Source organism: Dehalococcoides sp. UCH007, assembly GCF_001010485.1.
GTDB classification, from domain to species: Bacteria; Chloroflexota; Dehalococcoidia; order Dehalococcoidales; family Dehalococcoidaceae; genus Dehalococcoides; species Dehalococcoides mccartyi_A.
The window spans coordinates 464,239-481,395 of the sequence record NZ_AP014722.1 but is presented as its reverse complement, the minus strand read 5'-3'; the positions used below and the strand labels follow the sequence as shown (position 1 = coordinate 481,395).

Here is a 17,157-nt window from a genome sequence, read left to right as displayed (position 1 = left end):
ATTAAAAATGTCTGAAAATGCTAAAAAAATACTGCAAATGCTTTCCGAAGGTAAAATAACCGTAGACCAGGCCAATAAACTGCTTGAAGCGCTGGGTAATGAAGACCCAAAACCAGCCCCGGCTGCCGCCATAACTGCCAAAGGAGTACCCAAATACCTGCGGGTAATAATAAACGGCACTGACGAAGACAGTAATGCCAAGGTCAATGTGCGCGTTCCAATGGCTCTGCTAAGAGCCGGAATCAAGCTGGCATCCATACTGCCGGCAGATGCTACCAATGAAATAGACAGCAACCTTAAGGAAAAAGGTGTCAACTTTGATTTCAAGAACCTGCGTGAAGAGGATATTGAGCCGCTTATTGAAGCTATGACTGAGATGGAGGTAGACGTGGACAGTGAAGGCAGCAAGGTAAAGGTATTTACCGAATAAATACAGCTGACACTGCATACCCGCACAAATAAATGTTTGAAATATATTCCTTGTATAACTGCGAATTGAATAAAGAATCCAGGGTGCAGGCAGAAAATTACCGTCGTCTGCACCCTACCCGCCCTGCTAAACCTGAATACCCGCTAATACTACCACAGGGTAAGCCCATAGCAAGTGCAGGCAAGCGTATTATCAGCCATCATTATTTCCCAACCCGTTCCTGATAGCAAAAACGAGTAACCCGGTTATGCCAACAAACCTGCTGAAACTTAGGCCTTTTGAATATATCAAACCCTGCAGGACAAACCGGCAGGGTTTTTTAATAACTCATAGCTAAATATCTGCCTGAAATTGCTTTGGAGAATAACATTTTTAGGGTATAATATGGCAGATATGACCTGTCAGGTATTTTACCGCAAATGGCGCCCCCAGACTCTGGCTGACCTTGTCGGCCAGGAACACGTTGCCCACACCCTGAAAAATGCCCTTTCAAGCGGGCGTATTGCTCAGGCATACCTTTTTTGCGGTCCCAGAGGCACCGGCAAAACCAGCACCGGACGGATTTTAGCCAAAGCGGTTAACTGCACCACTAACCAGGGCAAGGGCGAGCCCTGTAATACCTGCCCTATGTGTCTTTCGATTACTGAAGGCAGTTCCATGGACATAATAGAAATAGATGCTGCATCCAACACCGGGGTAGACGATATCCGCGAACTCAAAGAAAAAGTTCAGTATTCACCATCACTGGCGAACTACAAGGTTTATATCATAGATGAAGTCCATATGCTTTCCAACAGTGCCTCAAACGCACTCCTGAAAACGCTTGAAGAACCCCCGCCAAGGGTTATATTTATACTGGCCACTACAGAAATCCACAAGGTTTTACCGACTATTATGTCCCGTTGCCAGCGGTTTGATTTCCACCGGGTATCCCTTTCGGATATGACCCGCAAACTGGACAAAATAAGCAAGGCAGAGGGTATAAATATAGAACCGGAAGCCTTAAAACTGATAGCCCGTTCGGCAGGCGGCAGTTTCCGTGACGGTGAAAACCTGCTCCAGCAGATAGCCACCACTTACGGTACGGAAATAAGCCTGTCCCAGGTACAGGCGGCTCTGGGTATCAGCGGAGATGAACGCATAAAGACTTTGGCTGAAAATATTCTCAAAAAAGACATTAAAAACGGGCTAAAAACCCTTAATGCCGTAGTAGCTGACGGGCTTGATTTAAAACAGTTCCGCCGTGAACTGCTGGATTACCTGCGACAGGTTATGCTGGTAAACAGCGGAGCGGAAAGCAGTTTGGAACTTACCACAGATGAGAAAAAAGCCCTGCAAAAAGTGTCAGCCATAACCAACCTGGAGGGTATTACCAAAGCTATAAAAGCCTTCAGCCAGCTTGATTTCAGCTCAGATACGGCTTCCAGCCTGAGTTTTGAGCTGGCACTGGTAGATGCTTCGCTTAATCCGGATACTGCACCTGCTACTATACTCCCCCAGGCCGAATTACCAGCCCCTAAAGCTGAAAAACCAGCGGTATCTAATGAGCCGCCGCAGAAAGAAGCCCAAGCAGAAACCCAGGATAAAACCAAGGATGCTTCAGAACCGGCCACTGCTTCCAAGCCGCATGCCAAAGAATCTGCCCCCAAACTTACCAGAGCGGCCATACCTATTGACGAGAAACCCAAGTACACCGCTCCTGCCCCACCCAAAGAAGAAGAAAAAGTGCTTATCGGAGCCGGAGATGTAATTGAACAGCTAAAGGTCAGCTGGAAAAACATACTTGACCAGGCACCGGACAACCTCAAACGTTCAGCGGCAGTAGCTATACTCCGCAGCGCCGGTGTCCGCCCTGTCTCTATAGAAAAAAATGTGGTCACCCTGTCTTTTAAATACAAATACCACAAGGACAAAATTGAAGAACTGGAAAACCGCAAGGTTACAGCCGAAATTATTTCAAACTTCGTCGGCAAGACATGCACTCTGGTATGCATATCCGAAGCCGAAACCAACCATTTGGTAAAAGAAGCCCAAAAACTGGGTGCCCAGATTATATCAGTGGAGGAAAAATAAAGCGTGAACATGAACATGATTAAGCAAGCCATGGAGCTGAAGTCTAAGCTGGATAAAGCTCAGAAAGAACTAGCTAAAGTAGTGGTGGAGACTGAAAGCGCCAAGGGTGCTATCAAGATAAAGATGAACGGCCAGCAGAAAGTACTGTCACTCAGTATTTCACCTGAAATTATCAACCCGTCCAAACCCAAAGACCTGGAAAATGCCCTGATCAAAGCTTTCAATGATGCCTACGAAGAGACCAAAAAAGAAGGCTCAAAGCAGATGCAGGGACTGATGGGGGATGTTAAAATTCCGGGCCTGATGTAATATTTCGGCAGGAGACTTTTTTTGAAGGATACTTCTTTACCGTCTACAGCCGGTGCAGTAAACAAGCTGATAGATTCGCTGGGCAAACTCCCGGGCATAGGCCCGAAAAGCGCCCAGCGGCTGGCTTTTTACCTGATGCGGGCGCCTGAAGAACAAGTTCTGGCACTTTCTGATACTATCCGCAGTATCAAGAACCAGATAAGCCAGTGCCGTATCTGCTTTAACGTGGCTGACAGTGAGCTTTGCCCAATCTGCCAGAATACCAAACGCGAAACAAACAAGATTTGCGTGGTGGAACAGCCGCAGGATATTTTGGCACTGGAACACGTGGGCGTCTACCGAGGCTATTACCATGTACTGCATGGAGCTATTTCCCCCACCGAGGGAATAACCTCCCAGAATATACGCATAAGCGAGCTTATGAGCCGGCTGGATAACGGCCAGGTAGACGAGATTATTCTAGCAACCAACCCCACTACCGAGGGTGAGGCCACCGCCATGTACCTTTCGCGGCTGATAACCCCGCTGGGTATAAAAGTGACCAGACTGGCACGGGGATTACCCTTTGGAACAGAACTGGAATATGCTGATGATGTAACCTTAAGCCGGGCCATGGAGGGACGCCAAAATTTCTAGTTTTCCTTTCCTGACTTGAGTCCGAAAGGAGGCGGCTATGACCAGACAATCAAAAAAGTACTCCCAAAAAGCAGGTATGCTGCCCGGCTCGGTAGTATTTATAGGTGAAGGTAAGACTGAAAAAGCCAGTCTCAGTCTGCATGCCTATACCCCTGATTCCTATCAGCCGCTGCCGCTAAAAACTCTGGCTGATTGCAGCACCCAGATTAAACAGTCCAGCGGTATTATCTGGGTAAAGGTAACCGGACTTCAGGATACAGCTATGGTGGAGGAATTGGGCAAGTGCTTCAGCCTCCATCCCCTTACCCTTGAAGATGTGGTCAACACTGAGCAACGCCCCAAACTGGAAGATTACAGCACTTACCTTTTTGCGGTGATTAAAGCATTACACTGGGACTCCGGGCTTAATAAAACCCGCTCCGAGCACATCAGTCTGGTATTGGGTAAAAACTTCCTGATAAGTTTTCAGGAAAACCAGAGCGATATTTTTAAACCCATTCAAGAACATTTGAAATCTGACAATGGGCGTCTTCGCAAACTTGGGGCAGACTATCTGCTCTACTCCATACTGGATATGGTTGTAGACGGATATTTCGGCTTGATAGAGGGCTTCGGAGACTATCTGGATGAAATAGAAGAGCAGCTTTTATCCTCCCCGTCTTCCCAAACTCTCAAACAGATTTCAGAAGCTAAAAAAGAGATGCTCTTTATCCGCAAATCTATCTGGCCGGTCAGGGAGACTATTGCCTCTATTGAACGCACTGAAAACCCTCTGATAGATAAAAGCAGCCATATATATTTCCGTGATATTTATGACCACCTTATCCAGCTGATAGATACCGGAGAAACCTACCGGGATATGCTCTCCAACATGATAGACATTTATCTTTCCAGCCTTTCCAACCGCATGAATGAGGTAATGAAGGTTCTAACTATATTCGCTTCCATCTTTATACCCCTGACCTTTATCGTGGGCATATATGGCATGAATTTTGATATTCCGGAGCTCCGCCTAAGCTGGGGATATCCCGGCATACTTCTACTAATGCTAGCCGTAGCTCTACTGCTGGTCTCATTTTTCAAAAGGAAGAAGTGGCTTTAAATTGGCGGATATAGAAACCCTGAACAAATACACCGGGCTAATAAACAGCCTGAAAGCTCTGGCAAATACCGATAATGCCGCAGGTATGAGCCGTTTCGGCATATCCAATACCAATACCCTGGGAGTAAGCGTAAAAGATATCCGCCATCTGGCCAAAGAAGCCGGACATAATCACACTCTTGCCCTCTTACTCTGGGATTCAGGTATACACGAGGCCCGCATAATGGCCAGCCTGATTGCCGAAAGCCGCGAGGTAAGCCAAACAGAGATGGAAAGTTGGGTAAAGGATATAGATTCATGGGATATCTGTGACCTGTGCTGCAACAATCTATGGTCAAAAACCTCGTTTGCCTTTGAACAGGCACTCAAATGGACTTACCACCCAGAGGAATATATCAAACGGGCAGGCTTTGTTTTACTGACCACTTTGGCAGTCCATGATAAAAAAGCCCCGGACGAAAAATTTATCTCTTTCTTCCCCCGCCTGCTGACAGAAGCATCTGACGAACGCAATTATGTAAAAAAGGCGGTCAACTGGGCACTCCGTCAGATAGGTAAACGGAATCTCAGCCTAAACCAAGCTGCCATAACTCTGGGTGAAGAAATACTAGCCCAAAATACCGGAAGTGCCCGATTTATAGCTACAGATGCCCTGCGCGAATTAAAAAGCCCCCAGGTGCAAAAACGTCTGGCAATCAAACAGGAAAAACAGCCTCACAGCTAAAAACCCTGCTTATAAGTTCAAAAGACCCGAAACCGCTTTACCTTTTGAGCTTAAACATATAATATCATTCGGTAAAGACCAAATGAGCATAGTAACCCCTTTAGAAAAACCGAAAAGACAGACTTAAAATGACCAAACCCCATGATTTTAAAACCAGAGCCATAGTAGTCCGTAAAACGAAATGCGGGGAAGCCGACCGTATTCTAAGTTTGCTTACCCCGGATCTGGGGCTGATACAAGGCTTTGCCAAGAGCGTCAGGAAAACCAAAAGCAAACTCTCTGGTCATCTGGAGCTTTTATGTTATTCGGAGATCTCTTTGGCCAGGGGCAAAGCTATAGACACTATAACCGGCAGCCAGACTATCCAGAGTTTTCTGAACATCCGTAACAGCCTTCAGCTATCTGCCATGGCTTTTTACGCCTGTGAACTGGCTTATCATTTCTCACCGGAAGAATCTGCCAACCCGTCCATCTTTCAGCTTTTACTTTCCACTCTGGAAGAACTGGACAATGAATCTCAAGCGGAATTGTGTATAAAATATTTTGAGCTGCATCTATTGGAAAACAGCGGCTACAAACCGGAGCTTCGCGAATGTGCTAACTGCCACAAAAAACTGCTGGCAACCACCAATTACTACAGTTCGGAAAGCGGCGGCATAATTTGTCCGAGTTGCCGTAATACCCAAACCGGTATACCTGTTTCAGTAAATGCGGTGAAAGTGCTGCGGTATATTCAGGAAAACAATTTCGCCAGTATTTGCCGCCTGAAGGTCAACAGGGAAATACTATCAGAACTGGAGCTGGCAATACGTGCTAATATCCGCTTTGTACTTGAAAAAGAGCCCAAAGCCCTGTTCTGGTTGGATAGTATGAGACTAGCTGATATCTGCCAGGAAAACAGCCTTAATCACGGCTAAAGAAAGTCCCTTCACTGGATTCTTCAGTTTGAATATCTTTAGTAGCATCTAATTGTTTTCCGGATCGGTGACTTCTCAAACTATATATCCCTAAAGTTACCAATATAACAATAAAAACCACCTGTACGACACCCACAATAATAGGGACAATAGACTCTGATACATCCATACGTTTTATTATCCATTTTGTATTATTTGCAACTATTTACCGGAACGCCAGCAATTATAGCACTTTTATATCATATTTCAAATATTATCTGGCACATCTTTATACCATTTATCTTTTTTATACCTTCTAACAATTTTAACCAATTTATTAAATCAAACAGGCTATCTTTGCCTTAGCCGCAGTGATAGCATATAATAGCTTTGAAAATCCCAGATACAAGAGAGTAGTCTATGCCGGAAGAATATCTGAACGCTCAAAAAACGGAAAAACTGGAACGGATAAAGAACCGGGGTATAAACCCTTACCCCTCCACTTTCCATCCCAGCCATACCAGCGCACAAGCCGTAGCTTTGCTAGCGGAGCTTGAAACACAGGAAAACCCGCCTAAAGAAACCCTGAGGATTGCAGGGAGGATTATGACCCGGCGCGACATGGGCAAGATTTCCTTTATGGATATACGTGACGGCAGCGGCAAAATACAGATTTTCTGCCGTCAGAATGATATGGACGAAGCGAGTATAGAACTCCTTAAAGACCTGGATTTGGGTGATTTTATAGGCGCAGAGGGCAGCCTGATGCGTACCCGTACCGGTGAGCCCAGTCTGGCGGCTACCAGAATAACCATGCTCTCAAAATCCCTGCTGCCTTTGCCGGAGAAATGGCATGGCCTGCAGGATGTGGAAAAACGTTACCGCCAGCGTTATCTTGACCTTATTTCCAATGCGGATGCCCGTCAGACATTCCTTACCCGCAGCCGTGTTATAAGCGCCATACGCTGTTTCATGAGTGCCAAAGAATTTCTTGAAGTGGAAACACCGGTTCTCCAACCTGAAGCAGGCGGCGCACTCGCCCGCCCCTTTATTACCCATCATCAGGCTCTGGACTGTGATTTTTACATGCGCATAGCTTTGGAATTGCACCTGAAAAGGTTGATTGTTGGCGGTTTTGACCGGGTATATGAAATAGGACGGATATTCCGCAATGAGGGTGTCTCCACCCGCCATAACCCCGAATTTACTATGATGGAAAGCTATCAGGCCTATGCCGACTATAAAGATGTAATGAATTTCCTTGAGGAAATGGTCTCAAGTGTGGTCAAAGAAATAAGCGGCGGATATACTGCACCGTTCGGGGATATTACACTGGATTTTACTCCCCCGTGGCCCCGTCTGACCATGCGTGATGCCGTAAAGCAATATGCCGGTATAGATTTTTTTGATTTCCCCACCAAAGAAGCCTTGGCCGCGGAAATGACCCGCCGCAAACTGAAGGTAGACCCCGCCAAAGACTGGGGCAAACTAGTGGATGAGCTGGTAGGTGAATTTGTAGAACCCCATCTTGTTCAACCCACTTTCCTTACTGACCACCCGGTGGCCATGTCTCCACTTGCCAAACAGAAGCCGGAAGACCCCCGTCTGACAGAGCGGTTTGAAGCTATTTGTGCCAATATGGAAATTGCCAATGCCTTTTCCGAACTGAATGACCCGGTAGAGCAAAGAGCACGTTTTAAGGAACAGCTTGAAAAACGCAACCAGTCGCGCACCGAAGAGTCCGAAAGTATAGATGAAGACTTTCTGGCCGCACTGGCATACGGCATGCCGCCAACCGGCGGTCTGGGCGTGGGTATTGACCGTTTGGTTATGCTGCTGACCAACCATGACTCTATCCGCGAAGTTATTTTATTTCCTGCCCTGAAGGATAGGGAAGACACAAAAACACAGGAATAATTGATATTACTCTAGCAGAAGGAGAACTTTCATGCTTGATTTGAAATTTATAAGGGAAAATGCCGAACTGGTACGCAAGGCAGTAGCAGATCGTAATACCGATGCTCCTATAGATGAAATATTGGAACTGGATAACCGCCGCCGCCATCTTACCCAGGAACTGGATAACCTTCGTGCCAAACGCAAAATGATGGCTAAACAGCGAGATGACACTGCCATTGAAGAAGGACGGGTCTTACGAGGGCAGATAACTGAACTTGAAGCTGAACTTTCTGAAGTAGATGAAAAACTGACTGACCGTTTGCTTAGAGTGCCCAATATACCCGATGCGTCTGTGCCCGTAGGCAGAGATGAAAGCGAAAATGTAGTCCTTTATTACCACGGAGAAAAACGGAGCTTCAGCTTTACCCCCAAACCGCACTGGGAACTGGGTGAGGCACTGGATATTATAGATTTTGACCGCGGCATTAAGCTTTCCGGATCACGCTTTTATATCCTGAAGGGTGAGGGTGCCCGCCTTCAAAGAGCTCTTATTGCCTTTATGCTGGACCTACACACCCGTAAACACGATTATACCGAAATCTACCCTCCCTATATGATAAAAAGGGAGTGCCTGGTAGCTTCGGGCAATCTGCCCAAATTTGCTGATAACCTGTACCATGACGCAGAGGAAGATTACTGGTGGGTACCTACCGCAGAAGCCCCCCTGACTAATCTGCATCGTGATGAAATACTTTCTGTTGAGCAGCTGCCTATTCACTACGTAGCCTATACTGCCTGCTTCCGCCGTGAAAAAATGTCTGCCGGAAAGGACGTACGCGGAATAAAACGGCTGCACCAGTTTGACAAGGTTGAGTTGTACAAATACTGCAAGCCGGAAGACTCTTTTGATGAACTGGAAAAGATGGTGGCAGATGCTGAAGAAATAGCAGACGCACTTAAGATACCCTACCGCTTAAAACAGCTGGTCACTGCTGATATCAGCTTTGGTTCGGCTAAATCTTATGATATTGAAATGTATTCACCCGGCGTTGACGAATGGCTGGAGGTTTCATCCTGTTCCAACTGCACAGATTTTCAGGGCAGGCGGGCTAATGTCCGTTTCCGCCGCACCTCTGAAGCCAAACCTGAATTTGTCCACACTCTAAACGGCTCTGGGTTAGCCCTGCCCAGAGTTATGATATCGGTTATAGAAAACTACCAGCAGCCTGACGGCAGCATTGTTGTTCCCGAGGTACTCCGCCCCTTTATGGGAGTAGATATTATCCGCTAGGAAAAGGGTCGTTTTATTGGAACTAAAGCAGTTTAAACTGGAACGGTACTTCGCCAAATACGAGTTCTCCGCCAAACACCTTATGTCAAGCTCGGACTGCGAACCGCTGGCACTCTCCTATCTGCTGTCACTGGCAGATACAGAGTGCCGCAGCCTCTGGCAAAACCTGAAGCTTGGGTATACCTATTCAGATGGGCACCCTCTGCTTAGGAATGAAGTAGCCAAACTGTACGAGGTAACCGCCCCATCAGACATCTTAACCACTGTACCCGAAGAAGGCATTTTTATAGCTTTAAACTGCTTGCTTAAAAAAGACGACCACGTTATCTGCACCTTTCCCGGTTACCAGTCACTCTACCAACTGGCGGAAAATCTGGGCTGCGAAGTCAGCTACTGGATGCCTGAAGAAGAAAACGGCTGGAAGTTTAACCTTGATTTTCTTACCCAAAATATCCGCCCCAATACCCGCCTGATAATAACCAATTTCCCTCACAACCCTACCGGAGCAATGCCGGACAGGGAAGACTATGCACGTATACAGGAAATAATAAACAGGCATAAGCTTTGGCACTTTTCAGATGAAATGTACCGTCTGATGGAATACGCCCCCAATACCCGCCTGCCTGCCGCCTGTGACCAATCCTCAAGGGCTATAAGCTTGGGAGGGCTTTCAAAATCATTCGGCCTGCCGGGACTGCGGAGCGGCTGGCTTGCCTGCCGTGATAAAGATATGCTTTCCAAAATGGCCGGATATAAAGACTATACTACCATCTGCGGCAGTGCCACAGACGAAATACTATCCATAATAGCCCTTCGTAATAAAAATACTATCGTGTCTGATCAAATGAAGCAACTAAACCGAAATCTGAAACTCCTTGAAGGCTTCATGGATAGGCACAAGACAAATTTCAGTTGGGTGAAACCGAAAGCAGGTTCAGTCTGCTTTCCTCGCTTAAACAAAGCTACCTCCTGCATGGATTTTTGCCATCAGATTTTAGAAAAAACAGGCATCATGCTTTTACCGTCAGAGGTCTATGATTACGGGCAAAGCCATTTCCGCATCGGGTTTGGGCGGGCAAATTTCCCGGAAGTGCTGCAGGCATTTGAAAACTGTCTAACGGGTAATCCTAGCTAACAAGTACACTAGACTTTTTTGCCTCTCAATATTTATTTATTCTTATTTTTAGAATTTTAGTCTATAATATCCTGTAGATTAATTTGAGAGGGGTCTTATGGCTGTCAGCAAACATTTGTCCAAAACACAGCATTTTCCTGTTCAAAAGGTCTGCCCGAAATGTGACTGCCACAATTTCCATACCCAGCCAAGAGTGCTGGACTGGCTGTTGGGGCAATCTTTCAAGTGTGACAAATGCGGATACAAATTCAGAAAAGTAGCCACCTCCCAAATAAACGGTTTTCAAAAGATATCCGTTCACAAAACCAGCCGCTCAAAGAGATATTGATCAATAGCATGCTCAGTCTTAAAAAGATACAGCCGTACGGCAGGTGTAGGATAGCGCTAAATTCACCCCGAGTTTGAAAGGCGAACCAGAAATATGCGCAGCAGATACCCGGCATTACAGATTATAATAATAGTGTTAAAAATACTGGCGGTGCTGATAACACTGACAGGTATTGTTATTTCTATCGGCATCATGGCAGGTGCCAGTATTATCTCTTTTGATATAGCCACCAGCTTCGGGGTTTTTGCCGGCATTATGGGTATTTTAGGCTCACTGATAATCGGCGTACTTATTTTTGCATCAGCAGAGCTTATACAATGCTTTATAGATATTGAACGAAATACCCGTAAAACTGCCCATATTTTGAATTCCAAATAAAGCCCGGCTACTACCGCTATCCAAAATACCCTCTGTTTATGCAGGTCAAAGTAACCAGCTTTGACTCTGCATTTTCTAACAGGTATAATGTGCCCACATAAGCAAAAATGGTTGCAGCGTGATCAGCAGAAATTTAGTAAATGCCATTTTAACAAATCCCGTTAGCATTTGATTAGCAAATCACTGTTATGTTAACTCACTAGGCAAACCTAAAACATTCATTTTGGCTTCATTTTACGGTCATGGAGGGGTGTCCGAGCGGTCTATGGTGACGGTCTTGAAAACCGTTGTTCCCGAAAGAGAACCGTGGGTTCGAATCCCACCCCCTCCGCCATTTATTTCTAAAAGCAAACCCTGACCGGAGATATTATATTCCGAATCAGGGTTTTTATTTAAGCACATCGGCACTCTGCCAACCAAAGGTGTTTAAACCCCTTGAGCCCGCTTTTCAGACTAATTTAGTGGTCTTCAACGGTAACTCCTGTAAGTATCGGAATCCCCATTGCATTAAGCTTGTAGCCCTTTACATAGGGTTTGACCAGCATATAGTTTTTCCCAAACCAAAAACTAAAACAGGCAGCATCATTTATAAGCAATTGCTCCGCTTGGGCATAAAGCTGCATGCTTTCATGAATATCCAGAGTGGCAGCCGCCCTTGCCAGCAGGGCATCTACCTCAGGGTTAGAATAATCTCCGCTGTTATAAGATGCACCGGTCTCAAAAAGCACTGCCAGAAAATCTTGCGGATGGGGGTAATCTGCCACCCAGCCGGAATAATAGAGGTTATCTTTTTCTGTCTGGAGGTCATAAAGGAAAAGCTCCATATCTATCTGGCGGACTATCACTTCCACCCCCAGATTCTGTCTCCACTGGTCAATCACTGCTTCCAATTCCGGAGCAAGCAACCCGGCCCAGCCTGACGTTGTCAGAGTGATAGTAGGCAGGTTTTCCACACTGCCATAGGAAGATTCGGCTATCAGTTCAAGGGCACGTTCCGGATTATACTCAAGTCCGACCAGTTCCGGATTGTACCCAGGCATACCCGGCGGCAAGATACCCTCGGCCACGCTGACACTACCTTTATAACAGAGCTCTATAATACGGGCTTTATCTACCGCCATACTAAAAGCCTGCCTGATTTTAGGGTCATCAAACGGGGCTTTACTGGTTACATAGGCAAAATAGTAAAAACCAAGCTGAGGCACTACCTGTAAATCAGCTGCAAAAACGCCGTCCGGATCTGTGGCTTTAGCCAGATAATCAGCAGTGACAGCTGCCACATCTACCCCGCCCACTTCATATAAATCCATAGGTTGGCCGGACTGGAGACGGAAAATAACACTGGCAATTTTTGCCGGTGTATCATAATAATCGGGGTTTCTATTTAGTACAATATAGTTTCCCTGGGTAAGTTCGGTAAGCGTAAAAGGACCTGTACCCACCGGTTTTTTCCACCACCCGCTGCCTTGAGACACATTATTTTTGTCTACCACAAAAGCAGTCACATATGAAATTTTCGAAAGGAAGAAACTGCAGGGGGATACCAGCTTTACCCTTAACGTTAAATCATCTACCACAGTCACCCCTGAAATAGATTTTGCCTGTCCTTGTACCATTTCAGTTACACCCTGAATATCTCCCAAAAAGGTCAGCACCGTGCCTGAGGCAGTTTCAGGGCTGGCAGCCCTTTCCCATGAATATTTAAAATCTGCGGCAGTGACAACACGTCCGTTATGAAATTTCACATTCGGTTTTAAATAAAACGTATAGGTGAGCCCGTCAGGGCTTACCTCCCAACTTTCGGCAATATCCGCAACAGGAGTCAGGTCATCTCCCATTTTCAGCAAACCGCTAAATATCTGGTAAATATAGGTCACCGAAGAAATATCACTTACCTTGGCAGGGTCAAGGGTATAAGGTTCTTCTCCAATCAGGGTAAGTACATTGTCGCCTGTAGGCATAGCGGTATCTCCGGGTGCATAACCACAGCCGCTCAGTAATAAACTGAAACTGAGACAGACAGAAAAAATTGCAAACAGTATTTTTTTCATAATTATAAAAGCCCCTGTCTTTTTAAACTGGTAAAGCTTTGTCCGCCTATTATGATATGGTCAAGTACCTCTATCCCCATTATGCTGCCAGCCTCTCGCAAACGGGCAGACAGACCGATATCATCTGGAGATGGCTCGGCATCTCCGGAAGGATGGTTGTGTGCCAGTATTACAGTTGCGGCACTAGCGGATAGCGCTTCTTTGAAAACCTCGCGGGGATGAACCACACTCTCATCTAAACTGCCGGCAGATATATGCCCCACCTTGATAAGCCTGCTTTTTACATCCAGCATCAAACAGAAAAAATATTCTTTTTTCGCGTCCGATACCAGCGGGTATATTATTTGAAAAACATCTTCCGGGGTCTTGATACAGGGCTGGTATTCGCCTTTAATCCCCCCTGCCCGTTTAGCCAGTTCAAAAGCGGCCTTCAGCTGGCAGGCCTTTGCCAAACCTATTCCTTTCAGTTTTGAAAGTTCCTCCACCGAGGCAGAGGCTATACCTGACGGCCCGCCGAAATGGGCAAGCAAACGCTGAGCACTTTGCAGCACAGGCTCACCCGTCACACCCCGCCCCAAAATAACCGCCAGCAGTTCAGCAGAAGAAAGCATTCCGGCCCCAAGAGACTGAAGCCGTTCTCTGGGCCTTTCGGCAAGCGGCAAATCACGTATGCTAGGAACGAGAGACAACTCTGCTACTCCATAACCAGAAAGCAGTTATAATACTGCCACTTCCCACCAGCGTAAATAACACTACCAAACCAGGTGTCAGACTAATAGACCTGACCGGCTGGATTTCAACAGTGCCTCCTTTCAAAGCTGCCTGCCACTGGATATTTAGATCCTGTATATCAAAACCATAAACAGCCAGCAGCGCTTCATCATAACCGGCACCATGGCTGAATGTTTGCAGTAAATCTGAAAATTTTTCCGGACCGTAACCGGTAATGAGATAATTCACCAGGGTAAAACTTTCGGCATAAGCCAAATACGCATCTGCCGAATTGGCTGAAAACGGGCTGCACAGGCTTTGAACAGAAATAAGTTTATCCTGACTAATAGCCCATGTAAGATAATTTACATACACTGCTTCCAGATTGCCTTCGGCATACATGGAAATGCCTTCATTCAGCCACACAGGCAAATCCCCGTACGGGTTGGAAGTCATTTGGTTGGTTACCTGGTGAGCTAGCTCATGAGTGATAGCCCTTTTGCCCCAATCAATATCATAAGGTGCGATACCTATAGCTATCACATTGAAATCCGGATAAGCCACCCCGCCTGTCCATTCAGAAGGGAATACCATGGCACTTTGAAGGTCTGAAGAACTGGCATAAATATACAGTGTAATCTTGTCCTGCAGTTCTGCACCGGTATCTGCCGCAAGGCGCACAAGCGCTGCTTGCGCTGACTCCATAAGTTCATCTGCAAAAGACTGTTCACCGTTATACCAGTATAGTTCCAGCATACCCTCTGAAATACTCTGCCAGTCAAAACGGGCATCTGCATATACAAGTGTCTGGATGGGGCTTACAAGGATATCTCCATCCTCATTTGTTATACGGAACCAATAATTTACACGGGCACCCGGCGGCATGCCGCCGGTATAGCGCATATCCCAGGAATACGACGTGCTTACCGTAAGCGCTGGAGTAAACTTCAAGACAGATTCGCTGTATACCTCTGAAAAACTTTTGCGGTCAACAGTATAAAACAGCCGTATATCGGTAATATTGCTGGTACTGCTGGCTGTTATACTAAAGCCTATATTGCTGGGGAAAGTAACATTTACATTACTTTTATCTATAGTAATAGAGCTTTGGGCACTGGCATCAGCCGGAAACAAACCGCCCAGCAGTATTCCCAGTATAAGCCCCAGCGCCAAAAACTGTTTTTTCATTCTTCCCTTCCTATATTCTGCCGAAGATAAGCATTTATAAACCCGTCCAGTTCACCTTCCAGCACAGTTTCAGCATTACCTACCTCATAATCCGTGCGGTGATCCTTGACCATCTTATAGGGGTGAAGGACGTAACTGCGTATCTGGTTTCCCCATTCGGCAGAAATACGTTCTCCTTTAAGCTTGGCGCGTTCTTCCGCCCGCTTGGCAATCTCCACCGCCAGCAGTTTGGATGCCAGTATTCGCATGGCAATTTCACGGTTCTGATGCTGGCTGCGCTCGGTTTGGCTGGCAACTACAATCCCCGAAGGTATGTGGGTAATCCGTACTGCGGTTGAAACTTTCTGAACATTCTGCCCGCCAGGACCACTTGAACGGAACATCTCAATTTTTACATCTTCGGGTTTTATGTCAATATCCACACTGTCTTCAGCTTCGGGCATAATCTCTACCAAAGCAAATGACGTATGTCGTGCATGGTCGGCATCAAAGGGAGAAAGCCTAATGAGGCGGTGAACCCCGTGTTCGCTTTTCAGAAAACCGTAAGCGTATTCACCATCTATCTGCAGAGTTGCGCTCTTTACGCCCGCTTCCTCACCGGGGCTTTGGTCAAGTATTTCCATGCCAAACCCCTTTTTTTCAGCCCAGCGCATAAACATCCGCAGCAACATACCTGCCCAATCCTGAGATTCCACCCCGCCCGCCCCGGCATGCACCGTAAGCAGAGCATTTCGGTTATCATACTGGCCGGAAAAAGCCAAGCCTACTTCCAGGCTGTTCAGTTCGGCAGTAAGACCGCTTATTTCATGTTCTATCTCGTTATTTAAAGACGGGTCTTCATATGACAATACCGCAAGTTCAGTAAGATCGTTTACACGCCGTTCCAAACCCCGCCAAAGTTCTGAAGTGCGCTTGTTGGCAGCCAGTTTTTTCATGGCCCTTTGGGCATTTTGCTGGTCCTGCCAGAAATCAGGGCTGGCGGAGGCATTTTCCAGTTCGGTTATCTCCAGTTCTTTAGCAGAAACGTCAAAGTCGCACCATATCAGAAAGAATGCGGCCCTTAAGTTCACTTAATATATCTTGCATAATACCTCTTTTAATATAACGCTAAAAACAGTGTACGGTTAGACGGCACACCCAAATCCATATTATATAGAATACCATTTATAGGCTTATATGATAATACCGGAGAGGTTTTTTAAATCAACTCGGCAGCCGCCAGATGAGCTTGCCGTATCGGTTCAGGCAGCCGGTAACCACGGCAACACTCTACAACCCAGCTGCAAGCTTCCTCAAGGCAAATTTTGTGCCCTACGGATATAAACAAAGGGTTTACCCCCTTACGAGTGCGTACCACCCGTCCTACCAGCTGGTTGTTATGATACAAATCAGAGTGACTTCCGGCTGCCTCGGCTAAAGCGGTATATTCACCCACCAAACGGCTTTTAGCACAGCCTATTACCGGTTTATTTAAAAACAATCCCAAATGCGAAGCAATACCAAGCCGTCTGGGATGGGCCAGCCCCTGCCCGTCCATAAATACCAAATCAGGTATACTTTCCAATCCCTCAAAAGCGGATAAAAGAAGCGGCATCTCCCTGAATGATAATAAACCGGGTATATAAGGAATATGGCAATCCCCTTCGGAACGGCTTATTTCCATCAACTGCATATCAGGATAGCTAAGCACCACTACCGCCGCCCTGCCCATACCTGAAGTGCGGCTGTACCAGACATCTGCTCCGGCAACCAGATGAATATCAGAAAGAGTGCCGCAAGCAGACACTTTTTGGGCAAGTTCACGCTGGAGAACTATTGCCTGAGCGGGTGTCATATCCCAATTATGAAGTTTTTTAATTTTCACATTCATATTATATCTAATATTTTTAGATAACTACAGAGATAATTTGTATATATTTATCCTCTTTTGGGGCTAGCCAGTACCAAAGGCACATTTGACAGCTTGGCTACGATAAGTCATAATACCAGCAAAAAAGGTAAAGCGG

Annotated in this window: 17 protein-coding genes and 1 tRNA gene; 13 read left to right on the top strand and 5 right to left on the bottom strand. The window is 46.2% G+C overall.

Translation table 11 applies throughout. The features are described 5' to 3' along the window. Positions 1-7 precede the first annotated feature (7 nt). The 13 genes from UCH007_RS02585 to UCH007_RS02525 all read left to right on the top strand — a co-directional run bounded on the left by UCH007_RS02585 (position 8) and on the right by UCH007_RS02525 (position 11,535). Complete coding sequence (locus UCH007_RS02585) at positions 8-430, top strand: SHOCT-like domain-containing protein (protein WP_046960979.1); 423 nt, start codon at positions 8-10, stop codon at positions 428-430. A 384-nt stretch (positions 431-814) separates the two neighbouring features. Further along, positions 815-2,503, top strand: coding sequence for a DNA polymerase III subunit gamma/tau (dnaX, locus tag UCH007_RS02580; RefSeq protein WP_046960978.1), 1,689 nt, complete (start codon positions 815-817; stop codon positions 2,501-2,503). Between the two features lie 9 nt (positions 2,504-2,512). Further along, a complete protein-coding gene (locus UCH007_RS02575; protein WP_012881841.1) occupies positions 2,513-2,812 on the top strand; it encodes a YbaB/EbfC family nucleoid-associated protein in 300 nt (99 codons plus the stop codon). A 21-nt stretch (positions 2,813-2,833) separates the two neighbouring features. Beyond that, entirely contained in the window at positions 2,834-3,448 is a 615-nt protein-coding gene (gene recR, locus UCH007_RS02570; RefSeq protein ID WP_012881840.1) for a recombination mediator RecR, read from the top strand. 37 nt (positions 3,449-3,485) lie between these two features. After that, positions 3,486-4,550, top strand: coding sequence for a magnesium/cobalt transporter CorA (gene corA, locus UCH007_RS02565; RefSeq protein WP_046960977.1), 1,065 nt, complete (start codon positions 3,486-3,488; stop codon positions 4,548-4,550). A gap of 1 nt (position 4,551) precedes the next feature. Then, positions 4,552-5,274: a DNA alkylation repair protein gene (locus tag UCH007_RS02560; RefSeq protein WP_046960976.1), complete on the top strand. Its 723-nt coding sequence runs from the start codon at positions 4,552-4,554 to the stop codon at positions 5,272-5,274. Positions 5,275-5,402: 128 nt separating this feature from the next. Further along, complete coding sequence (recO, locus tag UCH007_RS02555; protein ID WP_023652090.1) at positions 5,403-6,191, top strand: DNA repair protein RecO; 789 nt, start codon at positions 5,403-5,405, stop codon at positions 6,189-6,191. Positions 6,192-6,590: 399 nt separating this feature from the next. Further along, on the top strand, positions 6,591-8,087 hold the full coding sequence (gene lysS, locus UCH007_RS02550; RefSeq protein ID WP_023652087.1) for a lysine--tRNA ligase: 1,497 nt from the start codon (positions 6,591-6,593) through the stop codon (positions 8,085-8,087). A 31-nt stretch (positions 8,088-8,118) separates the two neighbouring features. Then, positions 8,119-9,360, top strand: a complete 1,242-nt coding sequence (gene serS, locus UCH007_RS02545) for a serine--tRNA ligase (RefSeq protein ID WP_046960975.1) — start codon at positions 8,119-8,121, stop codon at positions 9,358-9,360. 16 nt (positions 9,361-9,376) lie between these two features. Then, positions 9,377-10,495 carry an aminotransferase class I/II-fold pyridoxal phosphate-dependent enzyme gene (locus tag UCH007_RS02540; RefSeq protein ID WP_046960974.1) on the top strand — a complete coding sequence of 373 codons (1,119 nt, stop codon included), beginning with the start codon at positions 9,377-9,379 and terminating at the stop codon, positions 10,493-10,495. A gap of 97 nt (positions 10,496-10,592) precedes the next feature. After that, entirely contained in the window at positions 10,593-10,823 is a 231-nt protein-coding gene (locus UCH007_RS02535; protein ID WP_046960973.1) for a hypothetical protein, read from the top strand. A 93-nt stretch (positions 10,824-10,916) separates the two neighbouring features. Continuing rightward, positions 10,917-11,201, top strand: coding sequence for a hypothetical protein (locus tag UCH007_RS02530; protein ID WP_041330743.1), 285 nt, complete (start codon positions 10,917-10,919; stop codon positions 11,199-11,201). Between the two features lie 244 nt (positions 11,202-11,445). After that, a tRNA-Ser gene (locus UCH007_RS02525) sits at positions 11,446-11,535 on the top strand. Between the two features lie 124 nt (positions 11,536-11,659). Here the strand turns inward: UCH007_RS02525 and UCH007_RS02520 are convergent. The 5 genes from UCH007_RS02520 to nfi form a co-directional block, all read right to left on the bottom strand. Beyond that, on the bottom strand, positions 11,660-13,252 hold the full coding sequence (locus UCH007_RS02520; RefSeq protein ID WP_231854729.1) for a peptide ABC transporter substrate-binding protein: 1,593 nt from the start codon (positions 13,250-13,252) through the stop codon (positions 11,660-11,662). Positions 13,253-13,254: 2 nt separating this feature from the next. Continuing rightward, positions 13,255-13,941 (bottom strand): RadC family protein, encoded by a 687-nt coding sequence (radC, locus tag UCH007_RS02515; RefSeq protein ID WP_046960970.1) that lies wholly within the window; start codon positions 13,939-13,941, stop codon positions 13,255-13,257. Next, positions 13,925-15,151, bottom strand: coding sequence for a peptidase MA family metallohydrolase (locus UCH007_RS02510; protein ID WP_046960969.1), 1,227 nt, complete (start codon positions 15,149-15,151; stop codon positions 13,925-13,927). Before UCH007_RS02510 ends, radC begins: the two co-directional genes overlap by 17 nt. After that, positions 15,148-16,237, bottom strand: a protein-coding gene (prfB, locus tag UCH007_RS02505; RefSeq protein WP_197540502.1) for a peptide chain release factor 2 whose coding sequence is annotated in 2 segments (ribosomal slippage) — positions 15,148-16,179 and positions 16,181-16,237 — 1,089 coding nt in all. Because the reading frame shifts where the segments join, the coding sequence is not laid out codon by codon here. Before prfB ends, UCH007_RS02510 begins: the two co-directional genes overlap by 4 nt. A 112-nt stretch (positions 16,238-16,349) precedes the next feature. Continuing rightward, positions 16,350-17,021, bottom strand: coding sequence for a deoxyribonuclease V (gene nfi, locus UCH007_RS02500; protein WP_023652077.1), 672 nt, complete (start codon positions 17,019-17,021; stop codon positions 16,350-16,352). Positions 17,022-17,157 lie beyond the last annotated feature (136 nt).

Excerpts from the sequence above, each read along its gene's own strand:
- UCH007_RS02585 (WP_046960979.1), top strand. The coding sequence starts at position 8 with ATGTCTGAAAATGCTAAAAAAATACTGCAAATGCTTTCCGAAGGTAAA.
- dnaX (WP_046960978.1), top strand. The coding sequence starts at position 815 with ATGGCAGATATGACCTGTCAGGTATTTTACCGCAAATGGCGCCCCCAG.
- UCH007_RS02575 (WP_012881841.1), top strand. The coding sequence starts at position 2,513 with ATGAACATGATTAAGCAAGCCATGGAGCTGAAGTCTAAGCTGGATAAA.
- corA (WP_046960977.1), top strand. The coding sequence starts at position 3,486 with ATGACCAGACAATCAAAAAAGTACTCCCAAAAAGCAGGTATGCTGCCC.
- recO (WP_023652090.1), top strand. The coding sequence starts at position 5,403 with ATGACCAAACCCCATGATTTTAAAACCAGAGCCATAGTAGTCCGTAAA.
- lysS (WP_023652087.1), top strand. The coding sequence starts at position 6,591 with ATGCCGGAAGAATATCTGAACGCTCAAAAAACGGAAAAACTGGAACGG.
- serS (WP_046960975.1), top strand. The coding sequence starts at position 8,119 with ATGCTTGATTTGAAATTTATAAGGGAAAATGCCGAACTGGTACGCAAG.
- UCH007_RS02535 (WP_046960973.1), top strand. The coding sequence starts at position 10,593 with ATGGCTGTCAGCAAACATTTGTCCAAAACACAGCATTTTCCTGTTCAA.
- UCH007_RS02530 (WP_041330743.1), top strand. The coding sequence starts at position 10,917 with ATGCGCAGCAGATACCCGGCATTACAGATTATAATAATAGTGTTAAAA.
- UCH007_RS02520 (WP_231854729.1), bottom strand. The coding sequence starts at position 13,252 with ATGAAAAAAATACTGTTTGCAATTTTTTCTGTCTGTCTCAGTTTCAGT.
- UCH007_RS02510 (WP_046960969.1), bottom strand. The coding sequence starts at position 15,151 with ATGAAAAAACAGTTTTTGGCGCTGGGGCTTATACTGGGAATACTGCTG.
- nfi (WP_023652077.1), bottom strand. The coding sequence starts at position 17,021 with ATGAATGTGAAAATTAAAAAACTTCATAATTGGGATATGACACCCGCT.